This window comes from Mycolicibacterium neoaurum, assembly GCF_036946495.1.
GTDB lineage: Bacteria > Actinomycetota > Actinomycetes > Mycobacteriales > Mycobacteriaceae > Mycobacterium > Mycobacterium neoaurum_B.
In genome coordinates, this window is sequence record NZ_JAQIIX010000002.1 from 634229 (window position 1) to 650970 (window position 16742).

The window sequence follows — 16742 nt, forward strand, 5'->3', positions numbered from 1 at the left end:
GACAGCAAAGCAATTCGCTAGCCATCGACCTCGACGCTACTCCCGCGGCGTGGCGTCCGCCTGCCAGGCGCGCCGAGCCAACCGGCACAACAGGTTACGCGCCGGTGAACTCTCGTAACTCCGGCACCTCGGACAGCCCCCACGAGCCGATCAGCTCGGCAACCACCGCTTGTTTGGCGGCCTCGTCGAAGATGCCCGCTTCAGCGACCACCGCCCGCTTGTCACCGTAGGCGTCGATATCCCCGCCGACGACGTCGAGGGCCGCGGCCTGTGAGGCGATGGCGGCGATGGTCTCGGCCCGCTTGTCCCCGTCCAGCAGGTACCCGACCAGGTTGGCGAAGAACACGGTGTGGCGTTCCTCGTCGGCGGCGATCCGGCCGAGCAGCCCGCGCAGGACCGGCTCGGGGGTCTGGGCCTCGACGTTGCGGGTGAACACCGCATGCGAGCGCTCGAAGAACGCCATGAACGCCAGCGTCTCGATCTGGGTGAGACGGTCGGCGCGGTAGCCCTTCATGACGTGCTCGACGCGGACGTCCTCGTTGGCGGTGGGGTCCACCTCACGGGTGACCACCAGATAGTTGCGCAGCGCGACGGCGTGCAGGTGCTCCTCGGCGGTCCAGCGGCCCAACCAGCGTCCCCACTTGTCCTCGAGGATGAAGTGCTCGACGAGCTCGCGGTGATAGCCGGCCAGGTTGTCCTTGGTGATCAGCAGGATCTCGCAGGCGTCGGTGACCGGCTTGGGCAGCGTCACATCCGACGGGTCCCAATCCTTGCCACCGAGGAAGGCAAAGTTCTCACCCTGGTCGAACGGCACGTAATCGTGCCCATACCAGGGCTCCTCGGTCGCGAGGTGCCGCGACAGGTTCTCCGCCACGACCGGCTCGAGTTCGAGGGTCAGCGCATTCGCAACGGGTTTCTCAGCCATGAAAGTAACTGTAACCCGTCGACACACGTTCCCCGAAATTCCGTGCCGCGTGTCACGCGACCGTGACTACGACAGCGTCAGACCCGGGTACAGCGGGTTCGCCGCCAGCATCTCCGACGAGGCGGCGTGCACACGGGCGGCGACACCGTCGGCGGTGGCGTACTTCGCCTTGGAGGTGCCCTCGGGTTGGGTGTTGGACAGCACCTCGACCACCAGCTCGGCGACCTTGTCGAACTCGGCCGCCCCGAAACCACGGGTGGTCAACGCCGGGGTGCCGAACCGGATGCCGCTGGTGTACCAGGCCCCGTTCGGGTCGGCGGGGATGGCGTTGCGGTTGGTGACCACACCGGCATCCAGCAGCGCCGACTCGGCCTGCCTGCCGGTCAGCCCGAACGAGGTGACATCGAGCAGGACCAGGTGGTTGTCGGTACCACCGGTGACCAGCCGGGCGCCGCGGGAGGTGAATCCCTCGGCCAGTGACTGGGCATTGTCGGCGACGGCCTGCGCGTAATCACGGAACGCGGGCTGGCGGGCCTCGGCCAGCGCAACGGCCTTGGCGGCCATCACATGCGAGAGCGGTCCGCCGAGCACCATCGGGCAGCCCTTGTCGACGGCCGGTGCGTACTCCTCGGTGGCCAACACCAGACCGCCGCGCGGACCGCGCAGCGACTTGTGCGTCGTCGTGGTCGTGACGTGGGCATGCGGCACCGGATCCTCGTCACCGGTGAAGACCTTGCCTGCGACCAGACCGGCGAAATGCGCCATGTCGACCATCAGGGTGGCACCGACCTCGTCGGCGATCTCGCGCATCTTGGCGAAGTTCACCCGGCGCGGGTAGGCCGAGTAGCCGGCCACCAGGATCAGCGGCTTGAACTCCTTGGCTGCGGCGCGGACGGCGTCGTAGTCGATCAGGCCGGTCTGCGCGTCGGTGCCGTAGCTGCGCTGGTGGAACATCTTGCCGGAGATGTTCGGCCGGAATCCGTGGGTCAGGTGGCCGCCGGTGTCCAGCGACATGCCGAGCAACCGCTGGTTGCCCAGCTTGGCCCGCAGCGTCTCCCAGTCCGCCTCGGACAGGTCGTTGACGTGCTTGGCGCCCAGTTCGGCCAGGCCCGGCGCCTCGACGCGGGTGGCCAGGATGGCCCAGAACGCGACCAGGTTGGCATCGATCCCGGAGTGCGGCTGGGCGTAGGCGTACGGGGCGCCGAACAGCTCGCGGGCGTGCTCGGCGGCCAGCGCCTCGACGGTGTCGACGTTCTGGCACGCCGCGTAGAACCGGTGACCGATGGTGCCCTCGGCGTACTTGTCGGAGAACCAGGTCCCCATGGTCAGCAACACCGCGGGTGAGGCGTAGTTCTCGCTGGCGATCAGCTTGAGCGAATCACGCTGGTCGGCGAGTTCCTGACGGGTGGCCTCGGCGATCCGCGGTTCGACCGATTCGATGACCTTCAACGCGGCGCGGTACGCCTCGCTGGCGTTGGCGGCGTAATCAGTGCCGGGGGCGGCGATCGACGAGTCAGCAGTCATGGGGCAAGCCTATCGCCCCGCCGCAGGCCACAGTTACCGCAGGCTGGACGGGATCAGCGGCTCGTCGAGCAGTGTGGTGAAGCGCTCGGTCAACGACACCTCGGCGGGCCGGTCGTCCAGCCAGGCGCGCAACAGCCGGTAACCCTCCACATAGGTGCTGGTGTAGGCCCGCCACAGCGGCGACGACAGGAACCGCAGCATCTGCCGGGCCCGCTCGTCGGACACCAACAACCACTGGCTCAGGTAGGCGACCACATCGTCGACGTCGCGGTGCTCGTCGTGCAGCATCAGCGCGGCGTCCTGACGGACATCGGCCAGCGCCGCGGCCGCCTCGGACACCGCCGCCGACCGCTCGCCGTCGAACCGCAACCCCAGATCGGCGTAGATCTCGGTCGCCCAGGCGCCCCAGTGCGGTCCCTGCACGGCATAGAGCGCCAGGTCGGCCAACCCCTCGGCCATCAGGCACTGCGGGGTGTTGACCAGGAAGATGGTCTGTTCCTGCTGGTTCTGCCCGGCCACCAGCCCGGCTTCCTTGCGGCAGTGCTCGGTGTGATGCCCGGGGTAGGACTCGTGGGCCACCAGTCGCGGCAGATTGGACATCTGCTGTTTGAGGTCGGCGTTGACCGCCACCGTCGAGGTGTAGTCGCCGAGGTAGTAGTTGAACCCGGACCACGGTTTGTCGGTGACGACCTCGTAGGTGACGGTCTCGGTGTCGGGCAGCGGAAAGGTGGCGCGCACCGTGTCGCGCAGCGCCGAGGAGAACGCGTGGATGCACTCCTCCAGCCGGTTCGGCGGGATCTCCTCGGCCTGTCGGTAGGACTGCAGTCGCTGCGCCAGTGGTCCGCTGCCGCCGAGTGCCTCGTCGAGACGGCGGTGCGCGTCGCGGTAGCGGTCTTGGTCGCCCTTGACGATGTCGACGTCGAAGTACTCGCGGACCTCCTCGACGAACCCGACATCCTCACCGGCGAACTTGCGGCCCGCGCAGGCCAGTGCCTTCAGGTGGGCCGACAGATAGGCGCGCCGCTGTGCATCGAGTCCCTCGGCCGCGGGCACCTCGGCAAGCAGCCGCGCGGCAGTCCTGGCCAGGTCGGCGGGATCGGGTGCCGGCTCGTCGGCGACCTTGCGGCGCAATGCGGGGTCGCCGGTGAACGAGTCGACGTAACCCTCCTCGACCCGGTCGAAGCGCAGCCCGAGCAACAGATATTCATCGATGAGGGTGCTGGCGTTCATGGCGTCAACGGTAGATGCAAGACTTGACGGATGTCGCGGCCCAGCGAGCCGAGCCCGTATGTGGAGTTCAACCGAACCCAGTGGCGTTCGTTGCGCATGTCGACCCCACTGGCGTTGACCGAGGCCGAGCTGGTCGGCCTGCGCGGTCTCGGTGAGCAGATCGACCTGGCCGAGGTCGAAGACGTCTATCTGCCGCTGGCCCGGTTGATCCATCTCCAGGTGGCCGCCCACCAACGGTTGTTCGCCGCCACCGCCGAGTTCCTCGGCGAACAGAACCCGCACCGCCCGGTGCCCTTCGTCATCGGGGTGGCCGGCAGCGTGGCGGTCGGCAAGTCGACCACCGCGCGCGTGCTGCAGGCCCTGCTGGCCCGCTGGGAGCACCACCCTCGCGTCGACCTGGTGACCACCGACGGATTCCTCTACTCCAACGCCGAGCTGACCCGACGGAACCTCATGCACCGCAAGGGGTTTCCGGAGAGTTACGACCGCCGGGCGTTGATGCGGTTCGTGACCGCGGTCAAGTCCGGTGCCGACCTGGCCTGCGCGCCGGTGTACTCGCACCTGATCTACGACATCGTCCCCGGGGACAAACAGCGCATCCGCCAGCCAGACATCCTCATCCTGGAGGGACTCAACGTCCTGCAGACCGGGCCAGCGCTGATGGTGTCGGACCTGTTCGATTTCTCGCTGTACGTCGATGCCCGCATCGAGGACATCGAGAAGTGGTACATCTCCCGATTCCTGTCTATGCGGGCCGGCGCGTTCTCCAACCCGGCGTCGCACTTTCACCATTACGCCACGCTGACCGATGAGCAGGCGGTGTTCGCCGCCCGCGACATCTGGCATTCGATCAACCGCCCGAACCTGATCGACAACATCCTGCCCACTCGCCCCCGCGCGACACTGGTGCTGCGCAAGGATTCCGATCACTCCATCAACCGGTTGCGTCTGCGCAAGCTGTAGCGCCGCCGATTTCGGCGCGTTGACGTTCGGTGGGCGAACGTCAGCGCGCCGAAATCGCGTCTCAGAGGCGTCGTACCCCGACCCACTGCAGCTCGGCCATCACCAGGGTGTACAGCCCGACACCGAGGACCAGCGCGATGCCCAGACCGGTGAGCGGGAACACCCCGGCCACCACCACGCCGACCGCGAGGACGGTGCAGATCGCGTTGGCGACGATGGTCGCGATACCGCCCGGACGCACACGCTGCAGGGCGGCCAGCACCAGCACGACGGCACCGTAGCTGACCGAGAAGATGCCGACCCCGAGTTCCACCGCGTGGGGCAACCCGCTCAGGTCGGCGAACCAGCCGGTCGCGGCCAGCAGGCCGACTCCCGCGAGCCCGACGATGATCGCGTCGACGCGCATGACGAGCCTCAGGAAGGCATCGGATCGGATGGATGTGGCCGAAGCGGTGATAACGGACATGGTGGTTCCTTCCAGCAGTCGTTGGTGAAGGGAGACCGGTGCGGGAGCGCCCCGCAAGCCTCGACACACCGGCACCCGCTCCCGGTGTGTGCGTGACGTCCCCGCACCGGTTGGCCGAAGTTGCTTCTGCCACCTCGAAGACTGCTCGTCGACCGCTGCCAGCTCGACGCCCAACGCTGCCAATTACTGCCAACCGCAGGTCAGGGCCGATTCCGTGGGCCAGGGCGAGCCGGAATCAGGCGGCCGACACCGGCTGGGCGCCGCGCAGATCCGCAGCGATCATCCGGGCCGCGGCGTTCTGCCAGTTGTGCAGTGAGCGCTGCGGGACCTCCGTCACCAGCCATTGCCACGCCTGTCGCGCGACGGGATCGAGACCCGCGGCGGTGGCGTTCTGGGCATAGGCCCGCACGCCGACGACATAGGGGAAATACAGCGAGTTGTAGTGCCGCCACTGCTCCCCGGTGCCGAAGTCCCCGCCGTCGCGCGGTTTGAGCGCGGCAATCCGGTCGGCCAGCAGCGCCCGCAGTTCGTTCGCCCGCTCCAGAGGTTGATCCGGTGCGCCGCGGGCCGCCAGCCGGGCGTCGATCGCCGGCAGCGCGCACAGCGGGCTGGCCACCAGTTTGGACAGATCGCCGTAGTGGCCCAGCGCGCGGCGGGTCAACCGGGTGAAGGTGTCATCGTCGAGTTCGTCGAGCGGGTTGTCCGACCGCAGCGGCAGCGCCGCCTCGGTACCGCGCAGGGTCGCCCGGTCGGCCCGCAGCGACGGGGAGAAGGTGAGCCGGTCCAGCACCCCGGCCAGCGGATCGGCGAGCACGTTGATCGCGATGGCCAACGCCAGGCTGGTGAACAGCAACACGGTCAGCGCAGGTTGGGCCGAATCCCCCGCGACGGCCAGGCCGATCACGGCCTGCCCGCCGAAGACCGTCGCCACCGCGGCCGTCCCGACGAACGACCGCGCCATATCGGCCTTGAGCGCCTGTCCCTCGTCGAAGGCGTCCCACAGCGCGACGGCAACGCCGAGCAGGGCCACGTCGAATCCGGTGGAGGCCAGCGCAAGACCGCTTGGCAGCAGTCCCAGCGGTATGACAAGGATGGCGTTGCCGAGGGCGAAGAACAACGTCGCGACCAGAACGAACCGCACCACCGGGACGGGTTGGGCGGGGCGCAGCATGGTGGTGACCATCGCCGCCAGCGATGGCAGCGAGACCGCCGCGAACATCAGCCAGTGGCCGGCGCGCAGCGGTCCGTCGACACTGCCGGCCAGCGCTGCGCCGGCGAGCGCGATGACGGCAACACCGCAGACACACGCGATCTCACCGACCCGGCTGCGCCAGGTGTCGATCGGCCTGGACAACTCGACGAGGACGGCGAACCAGAAGATGCCCGGCGCCACCACCAGGAATACCTCGATGCGGCTCAGCAGCTCCGAACCCGTCACGGTGCGCACCGCGTCGAGGGCGACGACGGCGGCGAAGCTGGCCAACCCGGCCGCGGCCAGGACCAGCACCGGCTTGCGAGGGTCGCGCGCCAGCAGATACAACCCGAGCCACCAGCTGAGTGCGAAGACGACCGCCGACAGCCCCGACATCGCCGCTACAACCCGTGCCTGCGGTGCCGATTGGTGTAGTCGCGCAACGCGCGCAGGAAGTCGACCCGACGGAACGCCGGCCAGTGCGCCTCGGTGAACCACATCTCCGAGTAGGCGCTCTGCCACAACAGGAATCCGGAGAGACGTTGCTCACCGGAGGTTCTGATGACCAGGTCCGGATCGGGCTGACCCGAGGTGTAGAGATTCTCCGAGATCGCATCGACAGTGACCGATTCGATCAGCTGCTCGGCGGTGGCGCCGTTGGCCAGCTCCTTGCTCAGCAGCCCGCGGACGGCGTCGACGATCTCCTGCCGACCGCCGTAGCCGACGGCGACGTTGACCTGCAGCACGCCGCGGCCGGCCACCCCGGTGCTGCCCACCGTCCGTTCCGTCGCCTCCCGCAACCGGCGGGCCGGCTCCTCGCCGAGCAGCTCCAGATCACCGACCGTGCGTACGCTCCAACGGTTTTCGGGCGCGCAGATCTGTTCGACGATATCGGTGATGATCTCGATCAGCGCCGCCAGCTCATCGGGGTCGCGTTGCAGGTTTTCGGTGGACAGCAGATAGACCGTCGTCAGCTCGATACCGGCGGCCTGGCACCAGCGCAGCATCTCGGCGATCTTGGCCGCGCCCCTGCGGTATCCGTAGCTGACATCGTCGAAGCCCGCGTCGCGTGCCCAGCGGCGATTTCCGTCACACAAGACCGCGATGTGCCGTGGGAGTTCCGACCGGGACTGCGCCAGTTCACGGCGCAACCGCATTTCATACAGCCGGTAGGCCGGCTCCTTGAGTCGCGGCGGAATGATCTCCACAGCGATCCAGACTACTGTGATCGTGGCGTAGTTCTAAGCCACTCAGGGGAGGTGACATGTCCACGCCCATCGATTCCAGCCGGCCCTACCGGTCGGCGGCGGTGCGTCCCGCGGAAGATCTGCCCGAGGCACTCGCCGAAGGCGTCGCGCAGTTCCTCGGCCGACCGCGTGCCCGCGGCTGGATTCACGTCTACTCCGCGGTCGTGGCGTTCATCGCCGGTGCCGCGCTGGTGGCGGTGTCGTGGTCGATGGAGTCCACCCGCGCCGGGGTGGCGACGCTGATCTACACGTTCACCATCGTGGCGATGTTCGCCGTCAGCGGCACCTATCACCGGGTGACCTGGCAGTCGGTCAAGGCACGCACCTGGATGAAACGCCTTGACCATTCGATGATCTTCGTCTTCATCGCCGGCAGCTATACCCCGTTCGCGTTGTTGGCACTGCCATCGCAGAAGGGCATGGTGCTGTTCTGGATCGTCTGGGGCGGGGCCACCGCCGGTGTCCTGCTGAAGATGTTCTGGCCGTCTGCGCCGCGGTGGCTCGGGGTACCGCTCTACATCCTGTTGGGCTGGGTGGCAGCGTGGTTCATCGGCCCGATCATGGACGGCGCCGGTGTGGCCGCGGTGGTGCTGCTGATCGTCGGCGGCGCGTTCTATTCGGTCGGTGGCGTGCTGTACGCACTCAAGTGGCCCAACCCGTGGCCGACGACGTTCGGTCATCACGAGTTCTTCCACGCCTGTACCGCGGTCGCGGCGGTGTGCCACTACATCGCGATGTGGTTCGCGGTCTTCTGATATGCGATTTGTGGAGTCTCACCGGGTGAGACTCCACCAATCGCGTCAGAGCTGGGTGATGTTCGCCGGGCCCCAGTAGGCCTTCATCGAGGTGATCAGGCCCTCACCGTTGAAGGTCATCACCTCGATGGGTTCGATGCGCATGGCCCCGCCGACGGTGATGGCGAAGACGAACGCGGCCTCGGTACCGCCGGCGCGGAACGACAGCAACTCGGTCGAGATCTCGGCGCCCTGAACATTCTTGTAGAAGCCCGCGATGGCCTGCCTGCCGATGTGCACCTCACCGCCGCCCACCGGATCCTCCAGCGTGGCGTCCTCGGCGTAGAGCGCGGCGACATCGTCGGCGCTGCCGCCGGAGACCGTGTCCAGATAGCGCTGGACGAATCCCTGCAAGGCATCAGGCTCGAAGCTCATGATCGGCCACGCTACACGGCACGACGCAGCGCGGTATCGAGATCTTCCACTGTGCGGACCGGCAGGTCGCAGACCCGACCGCGACAGACATAGGCCGCATCGCGACCGCCCACCCGGTCCCGGCCGCGCAACAACTCCCCGGAGTCCGGCGCGCCGCCGACGACCACCGCTCCGCCCGGCGCCAACATCCGGGCGGCGGCCAGCAGATCCGAGTCCGCGGGGTCGCAGGCGACCGCGATCTGGATCGGCCCGCGCACGGCGGCCTCGGCCACCGCCAGCCAATGCCCACCCGAGCGCGGCGCCTTGGTCAACACCGCGGCTCCGGCGGCCAGCGTGGCCTCGGCGGCCGTGCGGTAGCGCGGATCGTCGCTCAGGTGCGCGACGAGCTGGAGCGCCTCGGCGATCGCGGACGCACCCGCCGGTGTCGCACCGTCGAGCGGATCGGCCGGGCGCAGCACCAACGCCTCCGCGTCGTCGGCGGTGTCGAACCAGTGCCCGGGCCGTTGCGGATCGGCGAAATGGTCCAGCGCGGTGTCGATCAGATCGGTCGCCGCGGTGAGCCAGGTGCGTTCACCCGTCTGCTGGTAGACCGCACACAGCCCAGACCCCAGCGCCGCATAGTCCTCCAGGATCGCCGCACTCGCTCCGACCACGCCGCCGAGGCTGGCCCGCCGCAGCCGACCGTCGACCAGATGCAACCGCAACAGTTCGCCTGCACACGTGATGGCGGCATCGAGGTATTCGCGGCGACCGAGCGCCACCGAAGCCTCGATCAGCGCGGTGATCGCCAGCCCGTTCCATGCCGTCACCGCCTTATCGTCACGCGCGGGCTGGGGCCGCAGGGACCGTGCCGCCAACAACGCCGCGCGCACGCGCGCATGACGGACCCAGTCGTCGGGATCGGTCCGCAACTGCAGCACCGAACTCCCCCGCTCGAACGTGCCCGCCGCGGTGACACCGAAAAGCCCTGCGGCCCAGTCGGCATCGCCTCCGAGCACCTCATCGAACTCGGCCGGCGTCCAGGCGTAGGTCAGACCCTCCACACCTGCAGCATCGGCATCCAGCGACGAGGCGAACAGACCGTCGGCGCCGAGACCGTCGATGAGGAACCTCGCCGTCTCGTCGGCGACCCTGCGCGCCAACGCATCCCGACCACGGCGGGCCCAATGCGCGTAGAAGCGCAACAGTAATGCGTTGTCGTAGAGCATCTTCTCGAAATGCGGGACCACCCAGGCGGCATCGACGCTGTAGCGCGCGAACCCGCCGGCCAGCTGATCGTAGATGCCGCCGCGAGCCATCGCGTCACCACTGCGCTGCACCGCGGCCAGCGCAGCGGCCGACCCGGTCCGTTCGTGGTGTCGCAGCAATGCCTCCAGCGTCATCGACGGCGGGAACTTCGGCGCGTGACCGAAGCCGCCACGCTCGGCGTCCTCGTCGCGCAGCACCGCGGCGACCGCGTCATCGCACAATCGCGCATCGGGTGCCGAACCGGAGCCCGGCAATCCGACGCTGATCGCGCGGAGCTCACCGGCGATCTCGTCGGACGCCTGCTCCACCTCGCCACGGCGCTGCAGCCAGGTTTCTCGGACCGCCGAGATCAGCTGCAGGAAGCCGTCTTTGGGATAGTAAGTGCCGCAGAAGAACGGTCGACCGTCCGGGGTGAGGAAGCAGGTCATCGGCCAGCCACCCTGACCGGTCATCGCCACGGTCGCGTTCATGTAGACGGCATCCAGGTCGGGACGCTCTTCGCGATCGACCTTGATACAGACGAAATCGTCGTTGACCGCCGCAGCCACCTCGGGGTCGGCGAAGGATTCGTGGGCCATCACATGGCACCAGTGACAGGCCGCGTAACCGATCGACAGCAGGATCGGCACATCGCGCTCGCCCGCCTCGGCCAGTGCGGCCGGCGTCCACTGCTGCCAGTGCACCGGGTTGTCGGCGTGCTGGCGCAGATACGGGCTGGTCGCCTCGCCCAGGGCGTTACCCCTTGGCGTCACCCTTGAACTCATTCGTCGTGCCCTCGTCGACGGCCTGGTCCGGCTCGGGATGATCGGGGTCGAATGACTCCGGCAGCCGCTTGAGGTGCCGGTTCATCGAGAACACCAGCGCAAAGGTGCCGACCAGCAGCACGATGAGCACCAGCAGGCCGACGGGGCTGGCCTTGCCGAAATCAGGCCCGGTCTGGCGGGGCCCGCCATCTTCGGCGAGCAGGGTGGCGGCGATCAAAATCAGGTCGGTCATGGCTCGATTCCGGCGAACAGATCGGTTTCGGGCAGCCGCACCGGAACCCTGGACCGCGCGAGCTCGAACTCCTCGGTGGGCCAGAGCCGCTGCTGCCACTCCATGGGCGTGGTGAAGAAGAAGCTCTTGGGGTCGATCTGCGTGGCATGGGCCAGCAGCGCATCGTCACGCTGGGCGAAGTATTTGGCGCATTCGATACGGGTGGTCACCCGCTTCTCGATGCTGTCCTCCTCGGCGTCCCAGCTCTCCAGCCACTTCCCAAACGGGCCTTCCTGCCCGTGCTTGCTGAACTCGTCCTGCAGTACCTGCATGCGTTGCCGCAGGAAGCCGTGGTTGTAATACAGCTTGGACACCGCCCAGGGCTCTCCGGCGTCGGGATACCGGACGTGGTCGGCGGCCGCCTCGTAGGCCGCCACGGACACCTCATGGCAACGGATGTGGTCCGGGTGCGGGTAGCCGCCGTTCTCGTCATAGGTGGTCAGCACGTGGGGCCGAAATTCGCGGATCACCCTGACCAGCCGCTCGACCGGCTCCTCCAGCGGGACCAGGGCGAAGCACCCCTCCGGCAGCGGGGGCAGCGGGTCCCCCTCCGGCAGCCCCGAGTCGACGAAGCCCAGCCAGTGGTGCTCGACGCCGAGGATCTGCGCGGCACGCGCCATCTCGTCGCGACGCACCTCGTGGATACGGCCGTGTACCTCGGGGATGTCCATCGCCGGGTTGAGGATGTCACCCCGCTCACCGCCGGTCAGGGTCACCACCATCACTCTGGCGCCCTCATCGGCGTAGCGTGCGGTCGTCGCCGCACCCTTGCTGGACTCATCGTCGGGGTGGGCGTGCACCGCCATCAAGCGCAATTCAGTCATCGTGTCTCTTCAACGAAGGCGTCCCTCTCGCTTATGCCCACGCCCCCTATAGTTCCAGGTCTAAGAGAAGCCACCGACCGACGGGCACCCAAAACCTTGACCATCGAGCGTCCCGCCGCCCGCTACGGGCGCCAGAAGCTGTCCCGCAACGGCAGGCGCGGGCTGGTGATCGGCCTGTTTGTGCTGATCGTGGCGGTCGGGGTGGGCATCGCGATCATCGCCTTCCAGCGCTTCGGCACCGCCGACGCCAAGGGTGAGCTCAGCGGGTATCGGCTCATCGACGACCAGACCGTGGCGGTGACCATCACCGTGACGCGGGCGGATCCGTCGGTGCCCGCGGTCTGCATCGTGCGCGCACGTTCCATCGACGGTGCCGAAACCGGCCGTCGCGAGATCCTGGTGCCGCCCTCGACAGCGGATTCGGTGGTGATCGACGCCGAGGTCAAGTCGACGAAGCCGCCGGTGGTGGGCGATATCTACGGGTGTGGAATCGACGTTCCCGGGTATCTCGTAGCGCCCTGATCCGACCGGCACAACCGACGCGGGGCTGCACAAACATGAAAACCCGGCAACGTGGCGGTGGTAAGCTCAACCCATACACGGTTCCGCACTGGAGCCGTGTATTGCTGCATTTGCGCGCGATCGGCGCCTGCAACAGCGGCGATACACGACCTTTTTCACGCGATTCGTCGCGGGGGAAATGACCAAACGACAGGAGCGCGAGGACATGACCGATACCCAGGTCACCTGGCTGACCGAAGAGGCCTACGACCGGTTGAAGGCCGAGCTGGATCAGCTGATCGCCAACCGGCCGGTCATCGCCGCCGAGATCAACGACCGTCGCGAAGAGGGCGACCTGCGCGAGAACGGTGGCTACCACGCCGCCCGCGAAGAGCAGGGCCAGCAGGAAGCGCGCATCCGTCAGCTGCAGGAATTGCTCAACAACGCCAAGGTCGGCGAGGCCCCCAAGCAGTCCGGCGTGGCGCTGCCCGGTTCGGTGGTCAAGGTCTACTACGACGACGACGAGAAGGACACCGAGACGTTCCTGATCGCCACCCGCCAGGAGGGCGTCAGCGACGGCAAGCTCGAGGTCTACTCCCCGAACTCCCCGCTGGGCAACGCACTGATCGACGCCAAGGTCGGCGAGAGCCGCACCTACACCGTGCCCAGCGGCAACACCGTCAAGGTCACCCTGATCAGCGCGGAGCCCTACCACGCCTGACGTCGGGACGATCAGCTCCAGATGGCCCAGATCGCCGAGGATCTGCTGCTGCTCCTTCTCGACAATGCCGCAGCGCGGCCAGGCATCGAACGACGCCGTAGGCAACGCGTACTCGCGGCCGCGGTGCTGCTTGATCTCGCCTGCGCCTGCCGCGTCCGACCGTCGTCCGACGGGGATCCCATCCCCGCCGGTCGCCTGGTCGCACTGGCCGGTGACGCCACGCTGGACCCCGTCACCGCCCCGGCGTGGACGCTGTTGACGCGGCGTCCACTGAAGGTCGGCGCCGCCGTGGCCAAGCTGAGCCGCGGTGCCGAGGAGAGCCTTCTCGGCCAGCTGGAACGGGCCGGACAAATTCAACGGGTTTCGTTGGGACCCAAGGAGTTCAGTTATCCGCTGCGCACCCGCGCGCGGGTCGAGCCGGCCCGCCAAGCGCTGCTGGCCGCCCTGTTCGACCGCCGACCACCGTCGACGCCGACGGCCGCGGCGATCACCCTGTTGCACGCCGCGGACGGGCTCGGTGCGGTGCTGAGCCTCAACGATCGCGGATGGCGCTGGGTGCACGCCCGCGCCGGCGAGATCGCCCTGGGCAGCTGGCTCGACGAATCACCCTCGGCGCTGCCGGAGATCAACGTCGCGGTGACCGCCGCGGCGCTGCGGCCCGTCCTGCAGTCCTGACCGCGAGCAGACGCTTCTACCCCCAGATTCCCGACGATCCAGGGGTATTGGCGTCTGCTCGCCGGGGGAACCGGACTACCGCAGCGCCTGTTCGATATCGCCGAGCAGATCGGCGATCTCCTCGATACCGACCGACAGCCGCACCAGATCGTCGGGCACCTCCAGCTGGGAGCCCGCGGTCGAGGCGTGCGTCATCGCACCGGGATGCTCGATCAACGACTCCACACCGCCCAAAGACTCAGCGAGAATGAAAATCTCGGTGCGAGCGCAGAAATCGCGCGCCGCGGAAACGCCACCGCGCAGACGCACCGAGATCATGCCGCCGAAACCGGACATCTGCTTGGCCGCCACCTCATGGTTGGGGTGACTCGGCAGACCCGGGTACAGCACCGAATCGATGGCCGGATGCTCGGCGAGGAACTCGGCCACCTTGGCCGCGTTCGCGCTGTGCCGCTGCATGCGCAGCACCAAGGTCTTCAGGCCGCGCATGGTCAGGTACGCGTCGAAGGGGCCGGGCACCGCGCCGGCTCCGTTCTGCAGGAACGCGAACGCCGTGTCGAGTTGCTCGTCGTTGGTCAGCAGCGCGCCGCCGACCACATCGGAATGCCCGCCGATGTACTTCGTGGTGGAGTGCAGCACGATATCCGCACCGAGGGTCAACGGCTGCTGCAACGCCGGGGAGGCGAAGGTGTTGTCCACCAACAACTTCGCGCCGGCCTTACGGGAAATCTCGGCGACGCCCGCGATATCGGCTATCGAGAGCAGCGGGTTGGTCGGCGTCTCTACCCAGATCAGCTTGGTCTCGGGCGTGACCGCGGCCGCGACGGCATCGAGGTCTGCCAACGCGACCGGGGTGTAGCGAATCCCCCACTGCGTGAACACCTTGTCGATCAACCGAAAGGTGCCACCGTAGGCGTCGTCGGGGATGACCACGTGATCACCTGGACGCAGCACCGCGCGCAACGCGCAGTCGGTGGCCGCCATCCCCGAGGCGAAAGCACGGCCGAAATCGGCCTCTTCGACCGCGGCCAGCGAGGCCTCCAGGGCGGCGCGGGTCGGGTTGCCGGTGCGCGCGTACTCGAAGCCACCGCGCAGTCCACCGACACCATCCTGAGCGAAGGTCGAACTGGCATAGATCGGGGCGTTGACGGCACCGGTGGCCGGATCGGGCCGGAACCCCGCGTGGATCGCCCTGGTTGCCAGACCCTGCCACCGGTGTGCGTCGTGAGCACTGCGCTGTTCACCCATGCCGTCCAGGGTAGTGGTGCCCGGACAACGGAAACGGGGTGGACCGGTTCGGTCCACCCCGTTCGGTTGCGCTATGCCCTATTACGGTGTCAGCGGTGCTACCTGTCCACCGGTGAGGCGACGGTAGGCGTACACCTGGAACAGGATCGCCAGCGGCGCGGCGACCAGCAGACCGACGTAGCAGAGGAACGATCCGACGGCCAGGATCACCGAGTACAGCAGCCAACTCAGCAGTACCTGAACGAAATTGTTCTTGGTGACGTCGATGCTCAGCTTGATCGCATCGATGGCCGAGAGGTTGCGATCGATCAGCGCCGGGGTCACGAAGAAGGCGAAGATCGACACGATCAGACCGGGGATGTAGCAGAGCACGCTGCCGATGCTGACCGCGATACCGACCAGCAGGGTCGCGATGATGACCGGGCCGATGAGGCGTGGCTTGAAGAACGAACCCGCCGTGACCGGCACCCCGTTGGCGATGTCCAGGACACCACCGAAGTAGGCCGACGAGATCGCCGCCAGCAGCACCAGCAGCAGGATGAGGCCGATCACCAGCACGAAGATGCTGGCCCCACCGAGGCCCGCGCTGTACTCGTAGCTGAAGCCGCTGTCATAGGAGTCGTAGGTCGTGACCCCGCTCGGTGCCACCGCCGCGGCGATGCCGAAGACGATGCCGCCGAAGATGCCCACCACGAGGGCGTACACCAGGGTGGGGATGATCAGCGCGCCGGCATTCTTGCTGAACTTGTTCCACGCCCAGGAGAACGCGTCGCCGACGCTGTACGGCGCGGGACCGCCCGGGTAACCCGGCTGCGGGTATCCCGGAGGCGGCGGCGCGAAGCCACCCTGCGGCGGCGGGGGCGGCGGGTAACCACCCTGCGGCGGCGGCGGATAGCCACCCTGCGGGGGCGGCGGGAAACCGCCCTGGGGCGGCGGCGGGTAGTTCCCGGGTGGGGGCGGGTAGTCGCCCTGCGGCGGGGGCGGCTGGTAACCACCCTGCGAGGGCGGCTGATAGCCGCCCGGCGGGACGTTCTCGGGTGGCGGGAAACCACCGGGCGGGGTGCTGCCCGGCGGAGGAGGCGGTTGTGTCATTTCACCTTCTCGTGAGAATTGAGTACCGACAAACGCCGCGCCGTCGGCGCGTGAGGTGAGCCTATGTCACGCCGGTGGTCTCGCGGCGCTCAAGATCGACATGAGTTTCAGACGAAGTCTGCGGGGCCGCACTTGGAGAATCCTTGGAACGGGCCCGACGCGCGGGCTTTCCGTCACAACATCGTCACAGCGGCACGCAGACCGTCTTGACCAGCTTGTCGGCCAACGTCTGTCGTTTGGCATCCCAGAGCGGAAACAGGAAGCCGACATAACAGATGGCGGCGTCGACTACATGCGCCACCTGACGCGCCATCGACATGACGAATCCGACTGGCTGCCCGGTCTTCTGACCGACGACCTTGAACTTGAGCACCCCCTTGCCCAGGCTCGAGCCCGTCCTGCCTTGTTGGAATCCGAAGTTCCACACCGCGTACGCGACCGCCAGGATCCATGTGACGGCAAACGCCACCTGCCCGAATGTCGATGCCCCTGCCGCACACGATTCGGCGCGGGCATAGCCCGAATCGCTGGTGCCACACACCGTCTCCCGCGTACCCAACAGCAACGCGTACCCAATGCCCTGCAGCACCGCGAAGGGAATGAGGTCGATGACGAATGCCAACACCCGACTCAGCCACGGGGTGTAGGCATCGGCACCGGGAACGTCGCCGCTCATGGTGCC

At 67.7% G+C, this 16742-nt stretch carries 18 protein-coding genes; 5 read left to right on the top strand and 13 right to left on the bottom strand.

All coding sequences use genetic code 11. The features are described 5' to 3' along the window. Positions 1 to 94: 94 nt before the first annotated feature. The 3 genes from PGN27_RS08445 to PGN27_RS08455 form a co-directional block, all read right to left on the bottom strand. Complete coding sequence (locus PGN27_RS08445) at positions 95 to 925, bottom strand: acyl-ACP desaturase (protein WP_335325730.1); 831 nt, start codon at positions 923 to 925, stop codon at positions 95 to 97. A gap of 66 nt (positions 926 to 991) precedes the next feature. Further along, entirely contained in the window at positions 992 to 2449 is a 1458-nt protein-coding gene (locus tag PGN27_RS08450; protein WP_335325731.1) for a glycine hydroxymethyltransferase, read from the bottom strand. Positions 2450 to 2482: 33 nt separating this feature from the next. Next, positions 2483 to 3679, bottom strand: a complete 1197-nt coding sequence (locus PGN27_RS08455) for a DUF885 domain-containing protein (protein WP_335325732.1) — start codon at positions 3677 to 3679, stop codon at positions 2483 to 2485. Between the two features lie 30 nt (positions 3680 to 3709). On the opposite strand from PGN27_RS08455, the gene coaA reads away from it, so the two are divergent. Next, positions 3710 to 4642 (top strand): type I pantothenate kinase, encoded by a 933-nt coding sequence (gene coaA, locus PGN27_RS08460; protein WP_335325733.1) that lies wholly within the window; start codon positions 3710 to 3712, stop codon positions 4640 to 4642. 61 nt (positions 4643 to 4703) lie between these two features. On the opposite strand, the gene PGN27_RS08465 is transcribed toward coaA, so the two are convergent. The 3 genes from PGN27_RS08465 to PGN27_RS08475 all read right to left on the bottom strand — a co-directional run bounded on the left by PGN27_RS08465 (position 4704) and on the right by PGN27_RS08475 (position 7508). Next, positions 4704 to 5108: a hypothetical protein gene (locus PGN27_RS08465; protein ID WP_335325734.1), complete on the bottom strand. Its 405-nt coding sequence runs from the start codon at positions 5106 to 5108 to the stop codon at positions 4704 to 4706. Between the two features lie 235 nt (positions 5109 to 5343). Beyond that, positions 5344 to 6696: a hypothetical protein gene (locus tag PGN27_RS08470; RefSeq protein ID WP_335325735.1), complete on the bottom strand. Its 1353-nt coding sequence runs from the start codon at positions 6694 to 6696 to the stop codon at positions 5344 to 5346. Positions 6697 to 6701: 5 nt separating this feature from the next. Continuing rightward, positions 6702 to 7508 (bottom strand): (2Z,6E)-farnesyl diphosphate synthase, encoded by an 807-nt coding sequence (locus PGN27_RS08475; protein ID WP_335325736.1) that lies wholly within the window; start codon positions 7506 to 7508, stop codon positions 6702 to 6704. A gap of 56 nt (positions 7509 to 7564) precedes the next feature. Here PGN27_RS08475 and trhA point away from each other — a divergent pair, with 56 nt between their 5' ends. Then, entirely contained in the window at positions 7565 to 8302 is a 738-nt protein-coding gene (gene trhA, locus PGN27_RS08480; protein ID WP_335325737.1) for a PAQR family membrane homeostasis protein TrhA, read from the top strand. 45 nt (positions 8303 to 8347) lie between these two features. Here the strand turns inward: trhA and PGN27_RS08485 are convergent, their stop codons facing one another. From PGN27_RS08485 to mca, 4 genes are read right to left on the bottom strand one after another with little or no spacing between them, the layout of a single operon-like run. Beyond that, on the bottom strand, positions 8348 to 8716 hold the full coding sequence (locus tag PGN27_RS08485) for a nuclear transport factor 2 family protein (protein ID WP_019511370.1): 369 nt from the start codon (positions 8714 to 8716) through the stop codon (positions 8348 to 8350). An 11-nt stretch (positions 8717 to 8727) separates the two neighbouring features. Beyond that, complete coding sequence (locus PGN27_RS08490; RefSeq protein WP_335325738.1) at positions 8728 to 10716, bottom strand: thioredoxin domain-containing protein; 1989 nt, start codon at positions 10714 to 10716, stop codon at positions 8728 to 8730. Then, the gene (locus PGN27_RS08495) at positions 10700 to 10960 is read right to left on the bottom strand and encodes a hypothetical protein (RefSeq protein ID WP_335325739.1); all 261 of its coding nucleotides are present in this window, start codon (positions 10958 to 10960) and stop codon (positions 10700 to 10702) included. The genes PGN27_RS08490 and PGN27_RS08495 overlap by 17 nt, the downstream gene beginning before the upstream one ends. Beyond that, entirely contained in the window at positions 10957 to 11823 is an 867-nt protein-coding gene (gene mca, locus PGN27_RS08500) for a mycothiol conjugate amidase Mca (RefSeq protein ID WP_335325740.1), read from the bottom strand. Before mca ends, PGN27_RS08495 begins: the two co-directional genes overlap by 4 nt. A 96-nt stretch (positions 11824 to 11919) precedes the next feature. Between mca and PGN27_RS08505 the strand changes: the two genes are divergently transcribed. The 3 genes from PGN27_RS08505 (at position 11920) to PGN27_RS08515 (ending at position 13720) form a co-directional block, all read left to right on the top strand. Further along, a complete protein-coding gene (locus PGN27_RS08505; protein WP_335325741.1) occupies positions 11920 to 12345 on the top strand; it encodes a DUF4307 domain-containing protein in 426 nt (141 codons plus the stop codon). A gap of 205 nt (positions 12346 to 12550) precedes the next feature. After that, positions 12551 to 13045, top strand: coding sequence for a transcription elongation factor GreA (gene greA / locus PGN27_RS08510; protein ID WP_030136296.1), 495 nt, complete (start codon positions 12551 to 12553; stop codon positions 13043 to 13045). Positions 13046 to 13066: 21 nt separating this feature from the next. After that, complete coding sequence (locus PGN27_RS08515; RefSeq protein WP_335325742.1) at positions 13067 to 13720, top strand: GOLPH3/VPS74 family protein; 654 nt, start codon at positions 13067 to 13069, stop codon at positions 13718 to 13720. A 75-nt stretch (positions 13721 to 13795) separates the two neighbouring features. On the opposite strand, the gene PGN27_RS08520 is transcribed toward PGN27_RS08515, so the two are convergent. The 3 genes from PGN27_RS08520 to PGN27_RS08530 all read right to left on the bottom strand — a co-directional run bounded on the left by PGN27_RS08520 (position 13796) and on the right by PGN27_RS08530 (position 16736). Next, positions 13796 to 14968 carry a cystathionine gamma-synthase gene (locus PGN27_RS08520; protein ID WP_335325743.1) on the bottom strand — a complete coding sequence of 391 codons (1173 nt, stop codon included), beginning with the start codon at positions 14966 to 14968 and terminating at the stop codon, positions 13796 to 13798. A gap of 81 nt (positions 14969 to 15049) precedes the next feature. Then, a complete protein-coding gene (locus tag PGN27_RS08525) occupies positions 15050 to 16060 on the bottom strand; it encodes a DUF2189 domain-containing protein (protein ID WP_335325744.1) in 1011 nt (336 codons plus the stop codon). Positions 16061 to 16244: 184 nt separating this feature from the next. Beyond that, positions 16245 to 16736, bottom strand: a complete 492-nt coding sequence (locus tag PGN27_RS08530) for an Rv1078 family RDD domain-containing protein (protein WP_335325745.1) — start codon at positions 16734 to 16736, stop codon at positions 16245 to 16247. Between the last annotated feature and the right edge of the window lie 6 nt (positions 16737 to 16742).